This is a genomic window from Candidatus Nebulibacter yamunensis (assembly GCF_024208055.1).
Taxonomy (GTDB): Bacteria; Pseudomonadota; Gammaproteobacteria; order Francisellales; family Francisellaceae; genus Caedibacter; species Caedibacter lacustris.
The window spans coordinates 1-16,163 of the sequence record NZ_JAMBMW010000004.1; the positions used below are offsets into that span (position 1 = coordinate 1).

At 35.1% G+C, this 16,163-nt stretch carries 18 protein-coding genes, 1 pseudogene and 1 riboswitch; of the genes and pseudogenes, 5 read left to right on the top strand and 14 right to left on the bottom strand.

Annotated elements, in window-relative coordinates; all coding sequences use genetic code 11:
* The 6 genes and pseudogenes from M1V25_RS02800 to M1V25_RS02825 form a co-directional block, all read right to left on the bottom strand.
* Positions 1-259, bottom strand: a 259-nt coding sequence (locus tag M1V25_RS02800; RefSeq protein WP_498842375.1) for a hypothetical protein, incomplete at its 3' end; no start/stop codon positions are given.
* A 206-nt stretch (positions 260-465) separates the two neighbouring features.
* A pseudogene (locus M1V25_RS02805) lies at positions 466-720 on the bottom strand (type II toxin-antitoxin system PemK/MazF family toxin); the annotation flags it as partial.
* A 194-nt stretch (positions 721-914) separates the two neighbouring features.
* Positions 915-1,046 carry a helix-turn-helix domain-containing transcriptional regulator gene (locus tag M1V25_RS02810; protein ID WP_498842445.1) on the bottom strand — a complete coding sequence of 44 codons (132 nt, stop codon included), beginning with the start codon at positions 1,044-1,046 and terminating at the stop codon, positions 915-917.
* A 3-nt stretch (positions 1,047-1,049) separates the two neighbouring features.
* The gene (locus tag M1V25_RS02815) at positions 1,050-1,229 is read right to left on the bottom strand and encodes a hypothetical protein (RefSeq protein WP_157966600.1); all 180 of its coding nucleotides are present in this window, start codon (positions 1,227-1,229) and stop codon (positions 1,050-1,052) included.
* Positions 1,230-1,268: 39 nt separating this feature from the next.
* Positions 1,269-1,550 carry a type II toxin-antitoxin system RelE/ParE family toxin gene (locus M1V25_RS02820; protein ID WP_204723366.1) on the bottom strand — a complete coding sequence of 94 codons (282 nt, stop codon included), beginning with the start codon at positions 1,548-1,550 and terminating at the stop codon, positions 1,269-1,271.
* Between the two features lie 99 nt (positions 1,551-1,649).
* Positions 1,650-2,090: a DNA polymerase III subunit chi gene (locus M1V25_RS02825; protein WP_116963917.1), complete on the bottom strand. Its 441-nt coding sequence runs from the start codon at positions 2,088-2,090 to the stop codon at positions 1,650-1,652.
* A gap of 176 nt (positions 2,091-2,266) precedes the next feature.
* Here M1V25_RS02825 and M1V25_RS02830 point away from each other — a divergent pair, with 176 nt between their 5' ends.
* Positions 2,267-3,127: a class I SAM-dependent methyltransferase gene (locus M1V25_RS02830; protein WP_498842376.1), complete on the top strand. Its 861-nt coding sequence runs from the start codon at positions 2,267-2,269 to the stop codon at positions 3,125-3,127.
* Position 3,128: 1 nt separating this feature from the next.
* On the opposite strand, the gene M1V25_RS02835 is transcribed toward M1V25_RS02830, so the two are convergent.
* Positions 3,129-3,770, bottom strand: coding sequence for a hypothetical protein (locus M1V25_RS02835; protein ID WP_116963919.1), 642 nt, complete (start codon positions 3,768-3,770; stop codon positions 3,129-3,131).
* Between the two features lie 6 nt (positions 3,771-3,776).
* Positions 3,777-5,744 carry a TonB-dependent receptor gene (locus tag M1V25_RS02840; protein WP_498842377.1) on the bottom strand — a complete coding sequence of 656 codons (1,968 nt, stop codon included), beginning with the start codon at positions 5,742-5,744 and terminating at the stop codon, positions 3,777-3,779.
* Between the two features lie 27 nt (positions 5,745-5,771).
* Positions 5,772-5,957, bottom strand: a riboswitch (cobalamin riboswitch).
* A gap of 180 nt (positions 5,958-6,137) precedes the next feature.
* Here M1V25_RS02840 and M1V25_RS02845 point away from each other — a divergent pair.
* Complete coding sequence (locus tag M1V25_RS02845; protein ID WP_116963921.1) at positions 6,138-7,136, top strand: hypothetical protein; 999 nt, start codon at positions 6,138-6,140, stop codon at positions 7,134-7,136.
* A gap of 1 nt (position 7,137) precedes the next feature.
* Here the strand turns inward: M1V25_RS02845 and queF are convergent, their stop codons facing one another.
* A complete protein-coding gene (gene queF, locus M1V25_RS02850) occupies positions 7,138-7,962 on the bottom strand; it encodes an NADPH-dependent 7-cyano-7-deazaguanine reductase QueF (RefSeq protein WP_116963922.1) in 825 nt (274 codons plus the stop codon).
* A gap of 269 nt (positions 7,963-8,231) precedes the next feature.
* On the opposite strand from queF, the gene dctA reads away from it, so the two are divergent.
* The gene (dctA, locus tag M1V25_RS02855) at positions 8,232-9,488 is read left to right on the top strand and encodes a C4-dicarboxylate transporter DctA (protein WP_498842378.1); all 1,257 of its coding nucleotides are present in this window, start codon (positions 8,232-8,234) and stop codon (positions 9,486-9,488) included.
* A gap of 169 nt (positions 9,489-9,657) precedes the next feature.
* Here the strand turns inward: dctA and secA are convergent, their stop codons facing one another.
* Positions 9,658-12,372: a preprotein translocase subunit SecA gene (gene secA, locus M1V25_RS02860; protein WP_498842379.1), complete on the bottom strand. Its 2,715-nt coding sequence runs from the start codon at positions 12,370-12,372 to the stop codon at positions 9,658-9,660.
* An 88-nt stretch (positions 12,373-12,460) separates the two neighbouring features.
* Here secA and M1V25_RS02865 point away from each other — a divergent pair, with 88 nt between their 5' ends.
* Together M1V25_RS02865 and M1V25_RS02870 are read left to right on the top strand one after the other, a co-directional pair.
* Positions 12,461-12,916 carry a hypothetical protein gene (locus M1V25_RS02865; RefSeq protein ID WP_498842380.1) on the top strand — a complete coding sequence of 152 codons (456 nt, stop codon included), beginning with the start codon at positions 12,461-12,463 and terminating at the stop codon, positions 12,914-12,916.
* Positions 12,900-13,610 (top strand): HAD family hydrolase, encoded by a 711-nt coding sequence (locus M1V25_RS02870; protein ID WP_498842381.1) that lies wholly within the window; start codon positions 12,900-12,902, stop codon positions 13,608-13,610. Before M1V25_RS02865 ends, M1V25_RS02870 begins: the two co-directional genes overlap by 17 nt.
* A 20-nt stretch (positions 13,611-13,630) precedes the next feature.
* On the opposite strand, the gene rimI is transcribed toward M1V25_RS02870, so the two are convergent.
* From rimI to glsA, 4 genes are read right to left on the bottom strand one after another with little or no spacing between them, the layout of a single operon-like run.
* Entirely contained in the window at positions 13,631-14,116 is a 486-nt protein-coding gene (gene rimI / locus M1V25_RS02875) for a ribosomal protein S18-alanine N-acetyltransferase (protein WP_116963927.1), read from the bottom strand.
* On the bottom strand, positions 14,082-14,513 hold the full coding sequence (locus M1V25_RS02880; protein ID WP_116963928.1) for a hypothetical protein: 432 nt from the start codon (positions 14,511-14,513) through the stop codon (positions 14,082-14,084). The genes rimI and M1V25_RS02880 overlap by 35 nt, the downstream gene beginning before the upstream one ends.
* 8 nt (positions 14,514-14,521) lie before the next feature.
* Positions 14,522-14,842, bottom strand: a complete 321-nt coding sequence (locus M1V25_RS02885; protein ID WP_116963929.1) for a DUF4404 family protein — start codon at positions 14,840-14,842, stop codon at positions 14,522-14,524.
* 48 nt (positions 14,843-14,890) lie between these two features.
* The gene (gene glsA, locus M1V25_RS02890; RefSeq protein ID WP_116963930.1) at positions 14,891-16,126 is read right to left on the bottom strand and encodes a glutaminase A; all 1,236 of its coding nucleotides are present in this window, start codon (positions 16,124-16,126) and stop codon (positions 14,891-14,893) included.
* Positions 16,127-16,163: the final 37 nt, after the last annotated feature.

The window sequence follows — 16,163 nt, forward strand, 5'->3', positions numbered from 1 at the left end:
GACTTTCTGTCTGATTGGCATGTTCATTTTCGGCAAGCGCCGCTAACACGTAGTTTTGTTCATCGGCGTTTACTCCATCCATGATATCGACTGTGGCAATTGCTGCACCATCAAACATAATGCGAGGCTCTAACTCTTGCAACAATGAAGGCTGAGGTTGATAGAACATCCTATTATCTTTTTTATTTTTATTGGTTTTATTTGCTGAAACAAGCGTGTGTAATTGGCTCTGTACGACTTTATATAATTGCTTGATCATGATAGATAACCCTTTTTATTTTATTTAAATCTACGTTAAAGATAGTCCATATCTAAATTTAAGAATTAAGACAATCTATAATTTAAAGGTAAGCTTTTTCGCTTTTTTTGTGAGAGTTTTGATATGGTGATCTATACCGACTTTAAAGAAGTAATTAATATAGCACCATCTCTTATTTATAAGGGAATTGTTTGAAACACCTATTGCTAATTCTGAAAACTCAAGTGAAGTTTAATTGCATCTTCTATCGTAAGCAGATCATGTTGTGTTATAGATCCAATTTGACTCTTAAGTCTTGCTTTATCTGCTGCCATGAGCTGATCATCCATCGCTTTACTCTTGTTTCCATTCAAAGTCACGTAAGCTTCACCAGGGTAAAGTTTCTCTGTATTGCTTGTGAGCGGAATTAATACAACACGTGACAAGTGTTTATTCGCGAGGTCATTGCTTAAAATTACCGCTGATCTTGTTTTTTATTTCACTCCCTACAGCGGGATCAAATTCAACCCACCAAACTTCACCGCGTTTCACTCGCCATGTCTCCAGATATTCCATTACACCATTGCATTGCTTCTTTTTCTCTCTCTTTATCTAAAGCCATAGCCTTATCCGTCTTCTAGTGTTTTATCAATTACATGGGGTCTTACTAGCTCTTCTATATAGCATTTACTGATAGCTTAAAACCTAGGGCTTTTAATATATTACCTAGTGTTAAAAATCTTGGATTTCCTTTGCTAGATAATACCCTATATAAGTGTGCTCGATCTAATCCCGTTTTTTGATAAATAACCTATTCCACCCTGTGCTTCGACAACATTTTAAGGGCAAGCATAAAAGCCTGACTATCACCATCATCTTCGTATTCTTCAAGTGCTACTTCTAAATAAGCAGTGGCTTCATCTTTATCATGTAAGCTTTGGATTAGGTTTGCATGATAATCAGTTGTGTTTTGTGTAATATAGTTATTCACAATGATCTCCTGATTTTAGTTCAAGCCAATATTTTTGAGCTAGATTAATATCATTAGACTGTGTTTTTTATCTCCGCCAAGCAATAAAATATAGGTGATATCAGCTTCTTTGGCATAGTAAACACGGTATCCAGAACCAAATGCTAGTCTCAGTTCAAATGCTCCGTTGCCAACATGCTTATGATCGCCTTCATTACCCAAATATAGACGATCAATTCGCCTACGTATTCTGGCTTTAATTATTTTATCTTTGATGCTATCTAGCCATGTTTTAAAAGGCTCTTTACCATCTGGTGTTTTGTATATGCGTATCTGTCTCATGGTTTGATTGTAGCTTACAAGCGACAGAATATAAAATAATAATTATTCCGATAAAAATTAAAATTACTAAATATTGAAGCTATTTGCTCCATTTTTTCTTTAAAAGTTGTGAACTTGTATTTGATAGCCTTGTTGTTGTAATTGCTTATACTGCACTCTCGATGCCTTAAGGCGATAAGGCTCCTGATCGACTATTTTTATTAAACTTGAGAACTGACTATAGTTAACCTCTGTTTGCAAGGATAGGTCAATTAGAGTATCTTTTATACACTTATCCAAAAAACCAGCATCACTTACCAAAAGTACTGGTAAGTTGATATATTCCAACTCACTATCTTTAGTCACATAAAAATGTGGAATAAAGCTATCTTCCTGATCAAACCACAATAGCTTATCTAGCGCTTGACAAATACTAGGTTCAGCATAAATAACAATAGGTTTATTACCCTGATAATATGCTTTAACCTGATCAGCAACAAATTGAAGATAGCTCTTTGAATCTGCACTTTTTAAAATAAAGAATTCAATATTCACAACCATAAGCTTTACTAAGCACGCGTACAATACATCATAATAGCAGCAGGTTTTTATGGCAAACTCGTTTTTGCTATTTTAAATTTTTACAAATTATCCCGTGCGGTAATGGTTGTAGAAAAAAAATAATAAGTGTGTATAGTCTGTCAGAAATTTTTTTTAAAAGTTTAAGTGTAAATCAATTGAAAAACGAAGAAGCAGATGCAAATGACCCCACTCCAGTGGATTGGCAGAATGTCAAATTGCCAAATTCATGGGTAGATGAGCTTAATTTTAAGCATCCTTATACATGGTTTTTGCTCTTGAAAGCAACTTTTTCATCCAAGCGAAATGCAATTAAAATTGTAGATGATTTACCTGGAAAATCATCTATTCCTAAATACGTATTACAAGAATTTCATAACCTTCCTGGCGGAAATTATTCAAACACTTTAACCAAAGGCTATATAAAAGGTTTTGATATTGTAATGTTAAATAGTATGCCACAAGCAAGACAATATATTGCTGAAAAATTAGGGTGCTGTTGGTCGGTATTAGATATAGGTTGTGCTGGTGCTAAAACAGCCGCTGCCATAAAGGCGCAAGGCGTGACTGATGTCTGGGCAATCGATCCTAGTCCTTATTTGCTGCAATGTGCAGCTAAGACTTATAAGGACATATACTTTGTTCAAGCAATCGCAGAAGCGCTTCCTTTTTGCACTCGACGCTTTGAAGGGTTAAGTGCATGTTACGTTTTACATGAAATCCCACCAAAATATATTGAAAAGTTGTTGCAAGAAGCCAATAGGGTATTGAAGAAGGGTGGGCTTTTCGTTATTGTTGAGCCATCGCCTGTCCAATATCATCAAAGTTATTGGTCTTTATTCAGAACACATGGCTTTAAAGGAATGTATTTTAGATTGTTATCACAAAAGCTCAACGAACCCTTTGTTAACGCATTTCATACGATGGATTTAGAAAAAATGTTTACAAAAGCAGGCTTCAAAATAATAGAAGATAAAAAAGCGGTGCCACATCGGTTTATAACTACACAAAAAGTATGATTTAAAACACCAACTGAATTGGAATATTTATATTAACATCATCCTTAAAACTTAGTTTTTTTGTATAGCTTTGTTGATGTAAAAAATAGAGAATATATTCCTTAAGCTGATTAGGGGGTGAGGGGCTAAACACAATCGACTTTATCGTACCTGATTTCTCTAGTGTGATGTAAATATCAAACTTGGTACTGTAGTCTGGGTTATGCTGATTTAAAAGCTCAGTCAATGCACTTTGCAAGTGTGACAAGGCTTGTTGTACTTCTCTGGAAGTGCTATAGCTTGTTACTTGTTGAGTAAATTTAGGCGTATCGGTAAGGTCAATATTGTTTTTCTGTTGATTCCCTTTTGTTTCTAAAGGAGTGACAAACTTTGGTTTATTACTAGTTATCACAAGGATGGGTGATTGCTCTACTGTTGAATGTCGTTTTATAAAGTTAAATTTATTTTGAGTAGAGTTTGGTGTGTTTTCAATATTGGTAATGTGTGGTTGGGTAAAATAAACAATATGTGCAGGTATACTTTGTAGGTGATTTGAAAATATAAGCTCTTTATGTATCGGGACAAATATATAGAAATTAATCAAAGTAAGTGTAGCAATAACGACAACGTGTATTAAAAACGAAAAAACTAATGCTTTTTTCATAAAAGGTTACGAAAAAGTGTACTGGATGTTAAGCATTGCTGTTATGCCATTTGCAGGATAATAGCTTAGACGCTTAAAATCAGCAGTGGCAACATAGCTGTAATAAAACTTATTAAATAAGTTATAAATACTTAAGTTAAATTGCCATTGATTGATTTGATACTTAGCGCCAAGGTTGGTAAGAAAGTATCCACTTTGTTTGGCAAGCGTATTGGAATAATCACCATCAGCATATTGAGCACTGAAATACTGCTGTTGCAACCATAACGTCAAATCAGGCATGAGATGCCAATTGCCGTGAATCTCAGCACTAAAAGGAGATTGACCTGGAACGGTATTATTACTGATATCAGTTTTTATATTGTTAGCATGACTAAATGTACCAAATCTAAATGTATTTAAATTAAGCACAAAACTACCGCCGCTACTCAGCATTTGTGACCATCTATAGTCAAGCGAAAATAAATTACCAATCGTTTGAGTAGGTGGAAAATTAATATTGGCACCAAAAGATGAACTTGGATCATTGCCATTATAAGCAATTTGATTGTTAATTAGCATCCAATAAGTACTATTCTTGAGTTCAAGTTTGTTGTTTTTATATTGATTATCTATTTGATAAATCCAAGCAGTTTGTGGATCCAATCCAAAATTTGAAGTTAAACCAGGTGTAAGGTTAGACTGATCGATAAAAGGTAACTGATAAGCATAAGATATAGATGCACGCGTATTAAAGCTTGTTGCCCAGTTGTATTGCAAATACAACTCTCCCGCACCGATATTAATAATCTGTGAGCCGTGACTGGCAGATAAGATAAGGTCTCCTTGTGTATAGCTATGTTCATAACGACCACCCACACCTGTTTGCCACTTTAGATTTAGTTTTAGATCTGCTTGGTTAAAAATAGCGACATTTGTTTGTCTAGAGTCTGAAATAGTCGAGCTTTGCTTAAACGTTTGATAGTTGAACTCAGAACCTGTAATATTTTTTAACCAATTGTTTTGATAAGTAATGCTAGGACGCAGATAAAAAAGACTACTGTTTTGTTTCGATGAACCATAGCCTGGATTGGCAAAAATCACATTTGCCCATTGTTGTTGATATTGTGATTGTAAGTTAAAGATGAATTCTTGATTAATTTTTTGAGTTAAGCCTAGCTGGCTATTAATAGTGTGATTGATATATTTTTGTCTGCCAGAAGAACTTGCTTGCCAAGGATCTTGATCGCTTTCTAATTGAGATAGACCACCTGGGAAATGCAGATATTGATAACTATCACTAAAATTAAAGCGTAATTGTTGAGTGTTTGTTTGATGTAGTAATGTAAAATCAATATTATTGTTGTTATTGCGTGAATAATCGCGATAGTTATCCAAACTTTCTGTATTGGTGATCAATTGAAAAGCCCAGGTTTTTTGCTGATCTAATAGTTGATTTACAAAAAGATTGACTCCACCTCCTAGTGGATAACTTGTACTCATGCCAATCAAATATTGATTGTAATCAATAAATTTTTGTTTGATCGCGATTGTACCACCTAATCCCATTGAGCCATATAATACACTGCTTGCAGTTGGATTGATGTCGATGGTTTCTATGCTATTGGCTGGAACAAGCGAGGTATTTTGCGCTTGACTATTAAATTGATTCAATGACATCCCGTTTAACAACACCGTTGCACGTTGCCCTTTAAGATAATATGTAGGATTAGCGCCACTGCTTATTCTAGTTTCTACCCATGCGTTTTGTTTAAGCATATTGTCGATAATTTGATTGCCATAGCTTGGAAATAACTCAACGGCAATTGGATTGGTTGCTTTGAGATCACTCGTGTGTGCTTGAGTCCCTTGTTTGTTATAGTGAATAACGATAGTTGGTAGTGTATAGTGAGCACTTTCTTGTGAATTATCTGCACAAGCAAAATGTGTCATCGCGAAGCTCAAGCTGATTACGATGTAAATCTGTTTTTTCATTTTATCCTCTTTTTCGTTTATATCCCCGTAAACATTTAGACATAGGCAGATTTTCGGACTTAACCATAACTGTTTCACTCTTTAACTTATTAGTAAGTGATGCAAGATCTTCTAGTATCTTTTAAATACACTGGTTTACCGTTGCGGGTACAGTATTGGTCTTTCACCAATTTCCCTTTTAACGCACTGCGCACCTAAGTCAGTTGGTGATACTAGAGGGATTTATGGCAAATGGGAATATACCAATGCTAAAAATTAGCAAAACTTATCTGCAAGCCTTTTCAATCAGCTGAGTCATTACAAAACATCATCTAAACGTTGAATCTAAGACAAGAGCATTGAAATGTCACATAGGCTAAAATACGATGTTAAAAAACAAAAGGAAATAAAATTATGATGATAAAAAAACTAATAATCTCTACCTTCACTATTACTACACTGTTATCTTCAGTCAGTTTTGCTTCTACCGAAATTAAAAGTAACGCCAACGTTAACGATCCTCACTATGTAGGATATTTTTTCGATGACATTCTCTTTGAAGATATGTTTAATGAAAATATTGATGCTATCATGGCATTCAAAAAAGATTTTTCTGAAAATTTAGATAAAGCAATAACAGGTGATCATTTTGCAAGACAATATATTGAACATCAACTGCAAGAAATACAAAAGTTAGCTAAGACTGATAAAGCCCTATCTCAATGGATTTCACAAACTTTATATAGCAAATATCCAATGGCATTTTGCAAATCACTTTCCTTAGCACGTTTCTCCTATTTAGACACACAGCTTCAAATGAACCTTTTGATTCAACCATCAGACGGGCTTGTAAGAAAGGCTTATAATGAATTGATTACGCAAATTTTTACGCGTGAGTTTCAAGATAGCTATAAAGCGATCCATTATCAAGGTGAAATATTACCACAAGAATTAATTCAACAAGCTATTAGCGCGCGCAGTGCTGTTAAATCTGCTATGCGTACTTTGACTTCCTATTTGGGAATGGTTGCAATCTACGCAACCAACTTATATAACTATCAGTCATTACATGGACCATATACAACATTTGAATGGTCATGTGAGTCAGGATATTTATGTCAGATTGACAGTTTTAATGATAAAACATTAAGTGAAGATAAAGCCTATAGCGCCTTAAAAACAGATGGTGCGTATTTAGGTTTAAAAGGCAATGAGATGGGAGAAAAGATCAAGTTTGCAAAGGCAATAAATGATATTTGTCAATCAGGTAAAAAAGTATATCCTGAAGGTTTATCTGATAATTCATATCAATTATGCGAACATGAGTCATGTAAAATCGCTTACCAGATTGAAGAATACTCAAACGTTCCTTGTCAGCCTAAATTAAGAGAATATCAAAGATCTGATCTTTGACTTACTGTCTTGCTAAACGCAATGTTTTCAATTTCTCAGCAAGAGTAAAGTTACTACGAAGCGGATTAATGTCCAATCCACCTCGACGACTATAGCGTGCATAAACCATAAGCTTTTCAGGTTTACAGTTTTGCATAATGTCATTGTAAATTCGCTCTACACATTGCTCGTGAAACTCATTATGGTTACGAAATGAGATTATGTATTTTAACAAGCCAACCTTATCAATTTTTGCTCCTTGATACTCAATTAACACACTACCCCAATCTGGTTGAAACGTTACAAGACAATTTGACTTTAATAAATCACTACTCAGACATTCGTGAACAATCACTTTTGGATTAACTGACAAAAAATTAGGATTAGTAATATATTCTGTAATTTCAACATCTAGCTCATCCAATGATTCTGCCTCAAACATTGGAGTCACTTGGATAGGGTAGTCTGTCAAGCAATACAATGTCACTTTTACTGTACCATTTGCAGCTTTTTCTAAATCCTCTTGCATTGTTTTGATTACAATTTCATCATCGGCAAAACGGCTATTGTTAAATGAATTTAAATACAATTTAAAGCTCTTTGACTCAATCAAACATTGCGATAAGGCATCAATTTCAAATATCGCAATACGGACTTGTGGTTTACCTTTAAGATTAAGCCATGAAACCTCAAACGCTGTCCAGATATCCACCCCACTAAAGGTTGGCTTAGCTGTTATCCCCAGCTCTTGACGCTTAATTGTACGAGGAATAGGAAAGAGTAAGGTTGGATCATATTCTGTTTTATATTCTGATTTTTTACCAAGTTCAGATAATACTAAATTCATTTCATCATCCTCTTACAACTAATCAGGTTTAAACACTCTACCATAACAAATAATATAATACTAAGCACACACTTAACCAACGTTCACCCTCTTTTTCCGAAACTTGTTGTCATCTTACTAAACACGTTAAAATTATATTCATCAATCTACATATTCAAAGTAATAATGGCAAAAAAATTTAATGATTTTGATGCTTTAAATTGCAAACAATTGACTCAATTGCAATTTTGATACATATTTACACATAAAATAAAAACAATGGGGAACACATGCGTATTTTTAAACATCTTTATATTCAAGTTATTATAGGTATCGGTATCGGAGTAATACTCGGGGCGATTGAGCCAGCCTTTGCAATTGCATTAAAGCCATTTGCAGATGTTTTTATTAAACTTATTAAAGTGCTTATCGCACCAATTATTTTTTTAACTATTGTTTCTGGTATTACTGCAATGAAAAGCTTAAAAGCAGTTGGAAAAATTGGTGGTGCAGCATTGGTATACTTTATCATCACAACGACAGCTGCTCTTGCAATTGGTCTGATTGTTGCCAACCTTTTTCCTATAGGATCAAACATGAACATTGATCCAAATAGTCTAGACATGCATTCAGCTCAAGCATATATTGGACAAGCAAAGCAAATGGATAGTATTTCTGGTTTTCTTTTAAATATCATCCCACATACTTTTTTCAGTGCTTTTAGTGACGGAGAAATTTTACAAGTACTATTTATTGCTATTCTTTTTTCCACTGGTTTACTCATGTATGGTGAAAAAGGACAACCCATTTTAGAAGGTGTTCAACATTTATCCAAAGTATTTTTCAAAATCATCCATAGCATCATGTACTATGCCCCTTTAGCTGCCTGTGCTGCTATGGCTTACACCATTGGTAAATATGGCTTACATACATTAGTTGGTTTACTAGGTTTACTCATGTGCTTTTATCTTACCTGCCTTATTTTTCTCTTTGTAGTGCTTGGTTTGATTTTGCACTTTTATTGCAAGGTTAATATTTTTAAAGTCATTCGTTACATTAAAACTGAAATTCTAATCGTTTTAGGAACTTCATCCTCAGAAACGGTCTTACCCAACCTAATTGAAAAGTTAACCAAGCTTGGTTGTGATAAAAGCATCGTTGGTCTTGTTATTCCAACAGGATATTCATTTAACCTTGATGGTACAGCAATTTATTTATCACTTGCGGCAATTTTTATCGCACAAGCCTTAAATGTACATTTAAGTTTTGAGCAGCAATTATTTATGTTAGTGGTCATGTTAATTAGTTCTAAAGGTGCTGCCGGGGTGACCGGTAGTGGTTTCGTTATTCTTGCTAGCACGCTTGCCGCACTTGGAACGGTTCCTGTTGCAGGAATTGTAATCATACTTGGGATAGATCGTTTTATGTCAGAAGGTCGATCCATTACCAACATGATTGGCAACACAATTGCCACTATTATCATTGCCAAATGGAATAAACAATTAGATCTTCAAAAACTCTATACAACGTTACAATTTAAAAAATGAGTGTTCAAATTTTCATACCGTCACCCATTCGTGCCTTCAAATCAAGAAAAATGCTTTGCCATATTCCTTAAAATTATGGCCTGACAAAGTATTAACCCCTACATTGAGTCAAATTTAGCAATCCTCGTAGCTTGCTGCAAAAAATATAGTCCTACTAAGATCTAAGGATCTAAGCTAACGCACCATGACATTGTTTATATTTTTTACCTGAACCACATGGGCATGGATCATTACGTTTGACTTTAGGTGTTTCGCGCACAAATGGTTGATGTGCACGATGTGCTGTCTCTTCATCGTGTCTTGATGAGCTACCACCTGCCAATACATCTTCATGTTGTGCTTCGATATTTTTAATCGAACTCTTCCATTCTTGTTCCATTTTTTGCGCTTCTTCTGGCGCTTGGATTCGAATCTTCGCTAAGTTAGAAATAACTTCATATTTAAAGTTATCAAGCATGCTCGAAAAAAGCTCAAATGACTCTTTTTTGTATTCATTTTTAGGATCTTTTTGTGCATAACCACGCAGATTAATACTGTTGCGTAAATGATCCATCGCATTTAAATGCTCACGCCAATGGCTATCAAGTGCCTGCATCAAACTGACTTTCTCAAAGTGACGAATTGCGGTTAAGTCTAAGTTTTGTGTTTTATTTTGTGTTTTATGCTGATATTCATCAACGATTGCTTTAACGACAATTTCCTTTAAGTGCTCATCAGTTAAATGATCATCCTCTGCTAATATCCTACGCAAGTTAATTGAAATAGCAAAATCATTTAATAATACTGTTTCCAAACCTTCCAAATCCCACTGATCTTCTATCGATCTTGCTGGCACGTGGTCATGAAATAACTTTTCTGCTACATCATAGCGCATACTGTTAATAATGGCAGAAACATCTTCTCTACTTAGAAGCTCTTCACGCTGTTTATAAATCACCATTCTTTGTTCATTAGCAACATTGTCATATTCAAGCAGGTTCTTACGAATGTCAAAATGGTATTGCTCAACCTTTGATTGCGCTTTAGCAATAAAACGCGTCATCATTCCAAATTGAATCGACTCTCCCCCTGCCAATGCTTTTTTCATTCTATTAGCTAAAGATTCAGAGGCAAAAATGCGTAGTAAATTATCATCCATAGATAAATAAAAACGACTCTCACCTGGATCACCTTGGCGACCTGACCGCCCTCTTAATTGATTATCCACCCTACGTGAATCATGTCTCTCAGAACCTAAAATACACAACCCACCTGCCTCAATGACTTGCAGGTTACGTTTTTTCCAATCTTCTTTAATCTTAGCAATTTGCTCGACCGTAGGCGCTTCTAGTGCCGCAATTTCTGCTTCCCAGTTCCCACCTAAAATAATATCAGTACCTCGACCTGCCATGTTAGTTGCAATTGTAACGTTCCCTGGATAACCTGCTTGAGCGATGATTGCCGCTTCCCTTGCATGCTGCTTGGCATTTAATACTTCATGCTTTATTTTCTTTTTACGCAGTAACGTTGATAAAATTTCAGATGTGTCAATCGATGCTGTACCAACAAGAACCGGTTGACCTTTTTCAACACGCGTTTTGATATCTTCAACAATTGCTTTAAATTTATCTTTTTGGTCACCAAAAATACGATCATGATGATCTTCACGCTTAGGTGGACGGTTTGTTGGAATCACTACAACTTCTAAACCATAGATCTCGTGAAATTCAAAGGCCTCAGTATCTGCCGTTCCCGTCATACCAGACAGTTTATTATATAATTTGAAGAAATTTTGAAAAGTAATGGAAGCTAAGGTTTGGTTTTCACTTTGTACCTTGACAGCTTCTTTAGCTTCAATTGCTTGGTGTAAACCATCTGACCAGCGACGACCTTCCATGGCTCGTCCAGTATTCTCATCAATAATAATCACTTCCTGATCACGAATAATATAATCAACATTCTTCTGATACAAGTTATGCGCACGTAAACACGCATTTAAATAGTGCATTTTGGTGACATGCTGAGGTGAATATAAGTTATCACTCTCATTTAAAATGCCTTCACGCATCAATGCTTCTTCAATTTTTGTATGACCTTGATCTGTCAAATAAGCTTGTTTAGATTTTTCATCTAGATAAAAATCCCCATCATTTGCTTCCGAGTTTGTTTGCTTGGTCAAAGTTGGTACTAAGCGATTAAATAATAAATACATATCTGAGCTATCTTCTGATGCTCCAGAAATAATCAAAGGCGTTCTGGCTTCATCAATTAAGATCGAATCGACTTCATCAATAATGACAAAATTGCGACTTCTTTGTACTTGATCTTGTTTGCTAAAAGCCATGTTGTCACGCAAATAATCAAAGCCAAACTCGTTGTTAGTACCATAGGTGATATCACAAGCATAAGCTGCTCTGCGTTGATCTGGTGATAAATTAGCAATGATGATACCTGTCGTTAAACCTAAAAAACTGTATATTTTCCCCATAAGCTCAGCATCGCGCGAAGCTAAGTAATCATTAACAGTGATCACATGCACGCCATTACCTGTTAATGCGTTTAAATAAGCTGGCAACGTCGCAACAAGCGTCTTACCTTCACCAGTACGCATTTCGGCGATCTTACCAGAGTGTAACACCATCCCACCAATAAGTTGTACGTCATAATGGCGCATACCTTTAACGCGTTTTGCTGCTTCTCTAACAACCGCAAATGCCTCTGGTAACAGCTGTTCTAAAGTATTGCCGTTTTTTAAACGCTCTTTAAATTCATTCGTTTTTGCTTGTAATTCAGCATCGGTAAACTTTTCAATTTCAGATTCTAAGGCATTGATTTTATCAACCGTTTTTCGCATTTTTTTAATTAAACGGTCATTACGGCTACCAAATAGTTTTTTTATAATCATCTATCTTCCAAACGATGGGTTGGTTTCCACTTAACTGGTTTTGGATTATACTGCAACTTATTCCATAACAAAAGCTAAGTGCGTCAAAATGATCCGTAAGACAAACTACTCAGTTGATGAGCTTTTTACTGTCAAAAAGTCAACTCTTCTGCACTCAATAAAAAAACAGCACGATATCGCTCAAACGACTCAACAAACGTTGCTCAATTTTAATATTCCCTATTTCAACCACACCAAAGTGTGCTTTTACAATGGTACTAAACTTGTGTTAAAAACGGATATTCCAGAATTGCTTTCTAAATTTCGAGAACTTAAAAAAGAGCTCATTACATTGTTAAAGACAAGTGACTACTTTAATCGCCTTGAAAGACTGGAGCTCATTCTTGAATTCAATCTCTTAGGTAACCAAAAAGATCATCATGCCAAGTCTGCACCACAAAGTGCACAAACGGCTTTTAAACACTTAGCAGACCAAATAAATAATGATCAAATCAAGCACTCCATTCACACCTTTCTTAAAAAACACTATGATCAAAACAACTAAACAGTTTTCCTATCTTTTTTTTGACCTTGATGGCACGTTGATCAATAGCGTTAAAGACATCACCTATGCTTTAAACAAAATGCGCGCTCATTTCAACTTAACGGCCATTACTGATACAACAACGGCAAGTATCATTGGCAAAGGTTTTCCCACGACAACCCAAAAAGTGCTTGCACTTGATCTGCCCGAAGATAAAGTTAAACGTTATGCTAAAGAAGCGCTTGATTTAACACTAAAATACTATGAACTTACAATGGGAGAACACACTTATATCTACCCTGGCGTTATTGAAACCTTAGATATATTTAAATCACAAAATATCCCTATGGCAGTTGTTACCAACAAAGAACAAGCACACGCTATCAAAATTTTGTCGTATTTAAATTTAATGCCCTATTTTGATTGCATCGCTGGAGGAGACACGACAGCGTTTTACAAACCTCATCCTGCACCTTTAGCCTATGCGTGCAATAAACTTCACGCTACAATTGAACAGAGTCTTATGATTGGTGATTCGTTAAATGATTATTTATGTGCCAAAGTGCTTGGTATGAGCTGTATTTTAATCAGTCATGGCTATGCCAATGGTGTAAATTTACATAAGTTAGGTGCTTTAAACGTCATCGAACAATTCGTAGAATTAAAGCAATATGCCAAACAATGCTCGAACTCCTTAAACTACAATTCAAAATAGTGTGATATGCCATCCTTCACTTACCTAAAATAGTGAGATGATTCTTTTGGCTGTAAAGTAGCTTGTAAAACAAGTGCATCTTCTTGTTTGTCACCAACTTGGTAATAGTTTTTACGTACCGAGATTTGCTCAAAACCATATTTTTTATAAATACTAATTGCAGGAATATTACTGACCCCCACCTCTAAAAATAACTTTTCAATCTTCTTATACGCCAAATGATTCATTAAATATGCCAACAATTTTTGTCCAAAACCTTGGTGTTGATAGATTTTGGCTACTGAGAAATTTAAAATCTCAGCTTCATCAAAAATAGCCGAGACAACCACAAAGGCAATTAAGCGATCATTAGGGTCCAACAATCCCCAGGTTTCAGTATGTGCGGATAAGATACTGTCTTTCATTAGTGAAGCCGACCATGGATGATCAAATACTTCACGCTCAATATCCATCATCTGAGGCAGGTAATTTTCACTTAGTGGTAAAATCTGATACTGCGTAGACATGGATCATAGCCTGTTTTTTTATATTAGCGCTTGTGAGTTTATCGATTGGGATTTTAAAACTTCTGTAATCATATGTTCCACCCAACTCCTCTATCATCAAACGTTCATCATAAATAATAATTCCATTAGATGCCATTATTTTTTTTATATCAAGCGTTGAATATTCGTGGTACTGAATCTTTTTGTGCTTAAACATAGCACTTAGAAAACATGCCAGTACTTTTTTATGCTGAAGTGTTGATAGAATAACATCTACTAAATGTGTATCTATAACGATCGAATCAAAATTCTTATTATTATCTATACACTCAATAATTGTTTGTTGCTTATGCTTATAACACCATAAATCGATATCTAAATACTGTAAAATTACTTTTTGCCTACTATCAATCATCATGAACTATTTTAAATCCCAATACTTGATAACAAGTTACAGATCGAACGTATGGTATCTGTAAGTCGTGGGTGAGTAATTTCGTATTCCATAACTACTTGTTCAAGATCACTAAAATCAGCCTCTTTTGGATCTTGCAACTTACTCATTTCAATTTTCTGTTTTGTTAGCTTTGCAATTTCAATCGCTTGTGCTTGTTGATCTTTTGGAAAAGTTGCAAGTTCGCTTTGTAATTGGTCCAAAAGCTCAGATAGCGCTTCTGTATCGACAAAATTTAACTTACCCGTATTTTGTAACAGTTGTTTGATCTGAGCGATAGTATCTTTAAGCATAGTTATTCTCCTTGAATATCTTGAGACCCTTATTCTAGGAACAAACCCTTACTTTGACAATTGGATTGGTTGTAATAAATTGATTTTGTTTGGACAAAACAAAATGCTGTCATAATTATGAATACTATAATGTTCAACTAATTGTTCACAAACAGCAATTGCACGCACTGAGTTGCCATGATTATCTAAACGTGGTGAATATATTGCAATTCCCATCACATCTGGTACCACAACATAAATCCCACCTGAAACACCACTTTTAGCAGGAAGTCCAATAGAAAATGCCCACTCACCTGAATAATCATACATTCCACAAGAATACATAAGCGATAAGCAATGCTTAATCGTTTCTGGTCTAAAGACTTCTTTTTGCGTTAAAGGGTTAGTACCAGCATTGGCAAAACTTGCCGCAATGATAGCTAACAGTTCGCTATTAAGCTCAATTGAGCAAGCTTGAAAGTATAGGTTAAGCGTTTGATGTAAGTCCGTATTTTTAGGAAAGGCATGATGTTCGCGCATGAAATAACCTAAGGCATAGTTACGATCCGCTGTGTCTTTTTCCGAATTATAAACCGCATTGTTAAAAGTAATCTTGTTGCTGTCACTTAATACATAAAGTGCCTGCATAATATGATTAAAACGCCCAGCAGGTGACAACTTACGCTTAATCATAGCACATGACATAATCGCTCCAGCATTAATCATCGGATTATGAGGCAATCCTTTATCATTCAAAGTCAATTCATTGAAATTTTTACCACTGGGTTCTCTACCAACATGCTTATGCACAGATTGAAGCCCATTTTCTTCTAAATTGAGTGCATACAATACCGGTTTAACCATCGATTGCATACAAAAGCGGGTCTTATAGTCTCCTATGCTAAATTGCTGACCATCTACTGTACACACTGAAATAGAAAACTGTTCAGGATTAACTTTTTTAAGTTCTGGAATATAACTTGCTACTTTGCCTTTTTTGTTGGTTATAATCGTATTATAAATTTCTTGTAGTCTTTCACAAAAAGTTGAAAAATCAGGTATAACAAGCATTTTTGAGAATAACTTAGTATAAAAATCTCTATCTTCATATTGCATGAGTTCTTCAAATTGAAGTGATGTTAATTGCGACTCATGTAAGTTTTCAAGCTTTGTTATTAAGGTTTTTGTCTTGTTATTTTCACGACTAAAGCCTTGCGACTTCAGATAATCAATAATTGCTTTGCCAGTAGCAACGTTATTACAAGAGTTTAAAACTAATTGGTAAAGGTCACAGCATATAGTCATATGGCTTACATTTACTACGTAGAAATGTACTTTATTG

Excerpts from the sequence above, each read along its gene's own strand:
- M1V25_RS02820 (WP_204723366.1), bottom strand. The coding sequence starts at position 1,550 with ATGAGACAGATACGCATATACAAAACACCAGATGGTAAAGAGCCTTTT.
- M1V25_RS02825 (WP_116963917.1), bottom strand. The coding sequence starts at position 2,090 with ATGGTTGTGAATATTGAATTCTTTATTTTAAAAAGTGCAGATTCAAAG.
- M1V25_RS02870 (WP_498842381.1), top strand. The coding sequence starts at position 12,900 with ATGATCAAAACAACTAAACAGTTTTCCTATCTTTTTTTTGACCTTGAT.
- M1V25_RS02880 (WP_116963928.1), bottom strand. The coding sequence starts at position 14,513 with ATGATGATTGATAGTAGGCAAAAAGTAATTTTACAGTATTTAGATATC.
- M1V25_RS02840 (WP_498842377.1), bottom strand. The coding sequence starts at position 5,744 with ATGAAAAAACAGATTTACATCGTAATCAGCTTGAGCTTCGCGATGACA.
- M1V25_RS02845 (WP_116963921.1), top strand. The coding sequence starts at position 6,138 with ATGATGATAAAAAAACTAATAATCTCTACCTTCACTATTACTACACTG.
- M1V25_RS02835 (WP_116963919.1), bottom strand. The coding sequence starts at position 3,770 with ATGAAAAAAGCATTAGTTTTTTCGTTTTTAATACACGTTGTCGTTATT.
- rimI (WP_116963927.1), bottom strand. The coding sequence starts at position 14,116 with ATGTCTACGCAGTATCAGATTTTACCACTAAGTGAAAATTACCTGCCT.
- dctA (WP_498842378.1), top strand. The coding sequence starts at position 8,232 with ATGCGTATTTTTAAACATCTTTATATTCAAGTTATTATAGGTATCGGT.
- queF (WP_116963922.1), bottom strand. The coding sequence starts at position 7,962 with ATGAATTTAGTATTATCTGAACTTGGTAAAAAATCAGAATATAAAACA.
- M1V25_RS02865 (WP_498842380.1), top strand. The coding sequence starts at position 12,461 with ATGATCCGTAAGACAAACTACTCAGTTGATGAGCTTTTTACTGTCAAA.
- glsA (WP_116963930.1), bottom strand. The coding sequence starts at position 16,126 with ATGACTATATGCTGTGACCTTTACCAATTAGTTTTAAACTCTTGTAAT.
- secA (WP_498842379.1), bottom strand. The coding sequence starts at position 12,372 with ATGATTATAAAAAAACTATTTGGTAGCCGTAATGACCGTTTAATTAAA.
- M1V25_RS02885 (WP_116963929.1), bottom strand. The coding sequence starts at position 14,842 with ATGCTTAAAGATACTATCGCTCAGATCAAACAACTGTTACAAAATACG.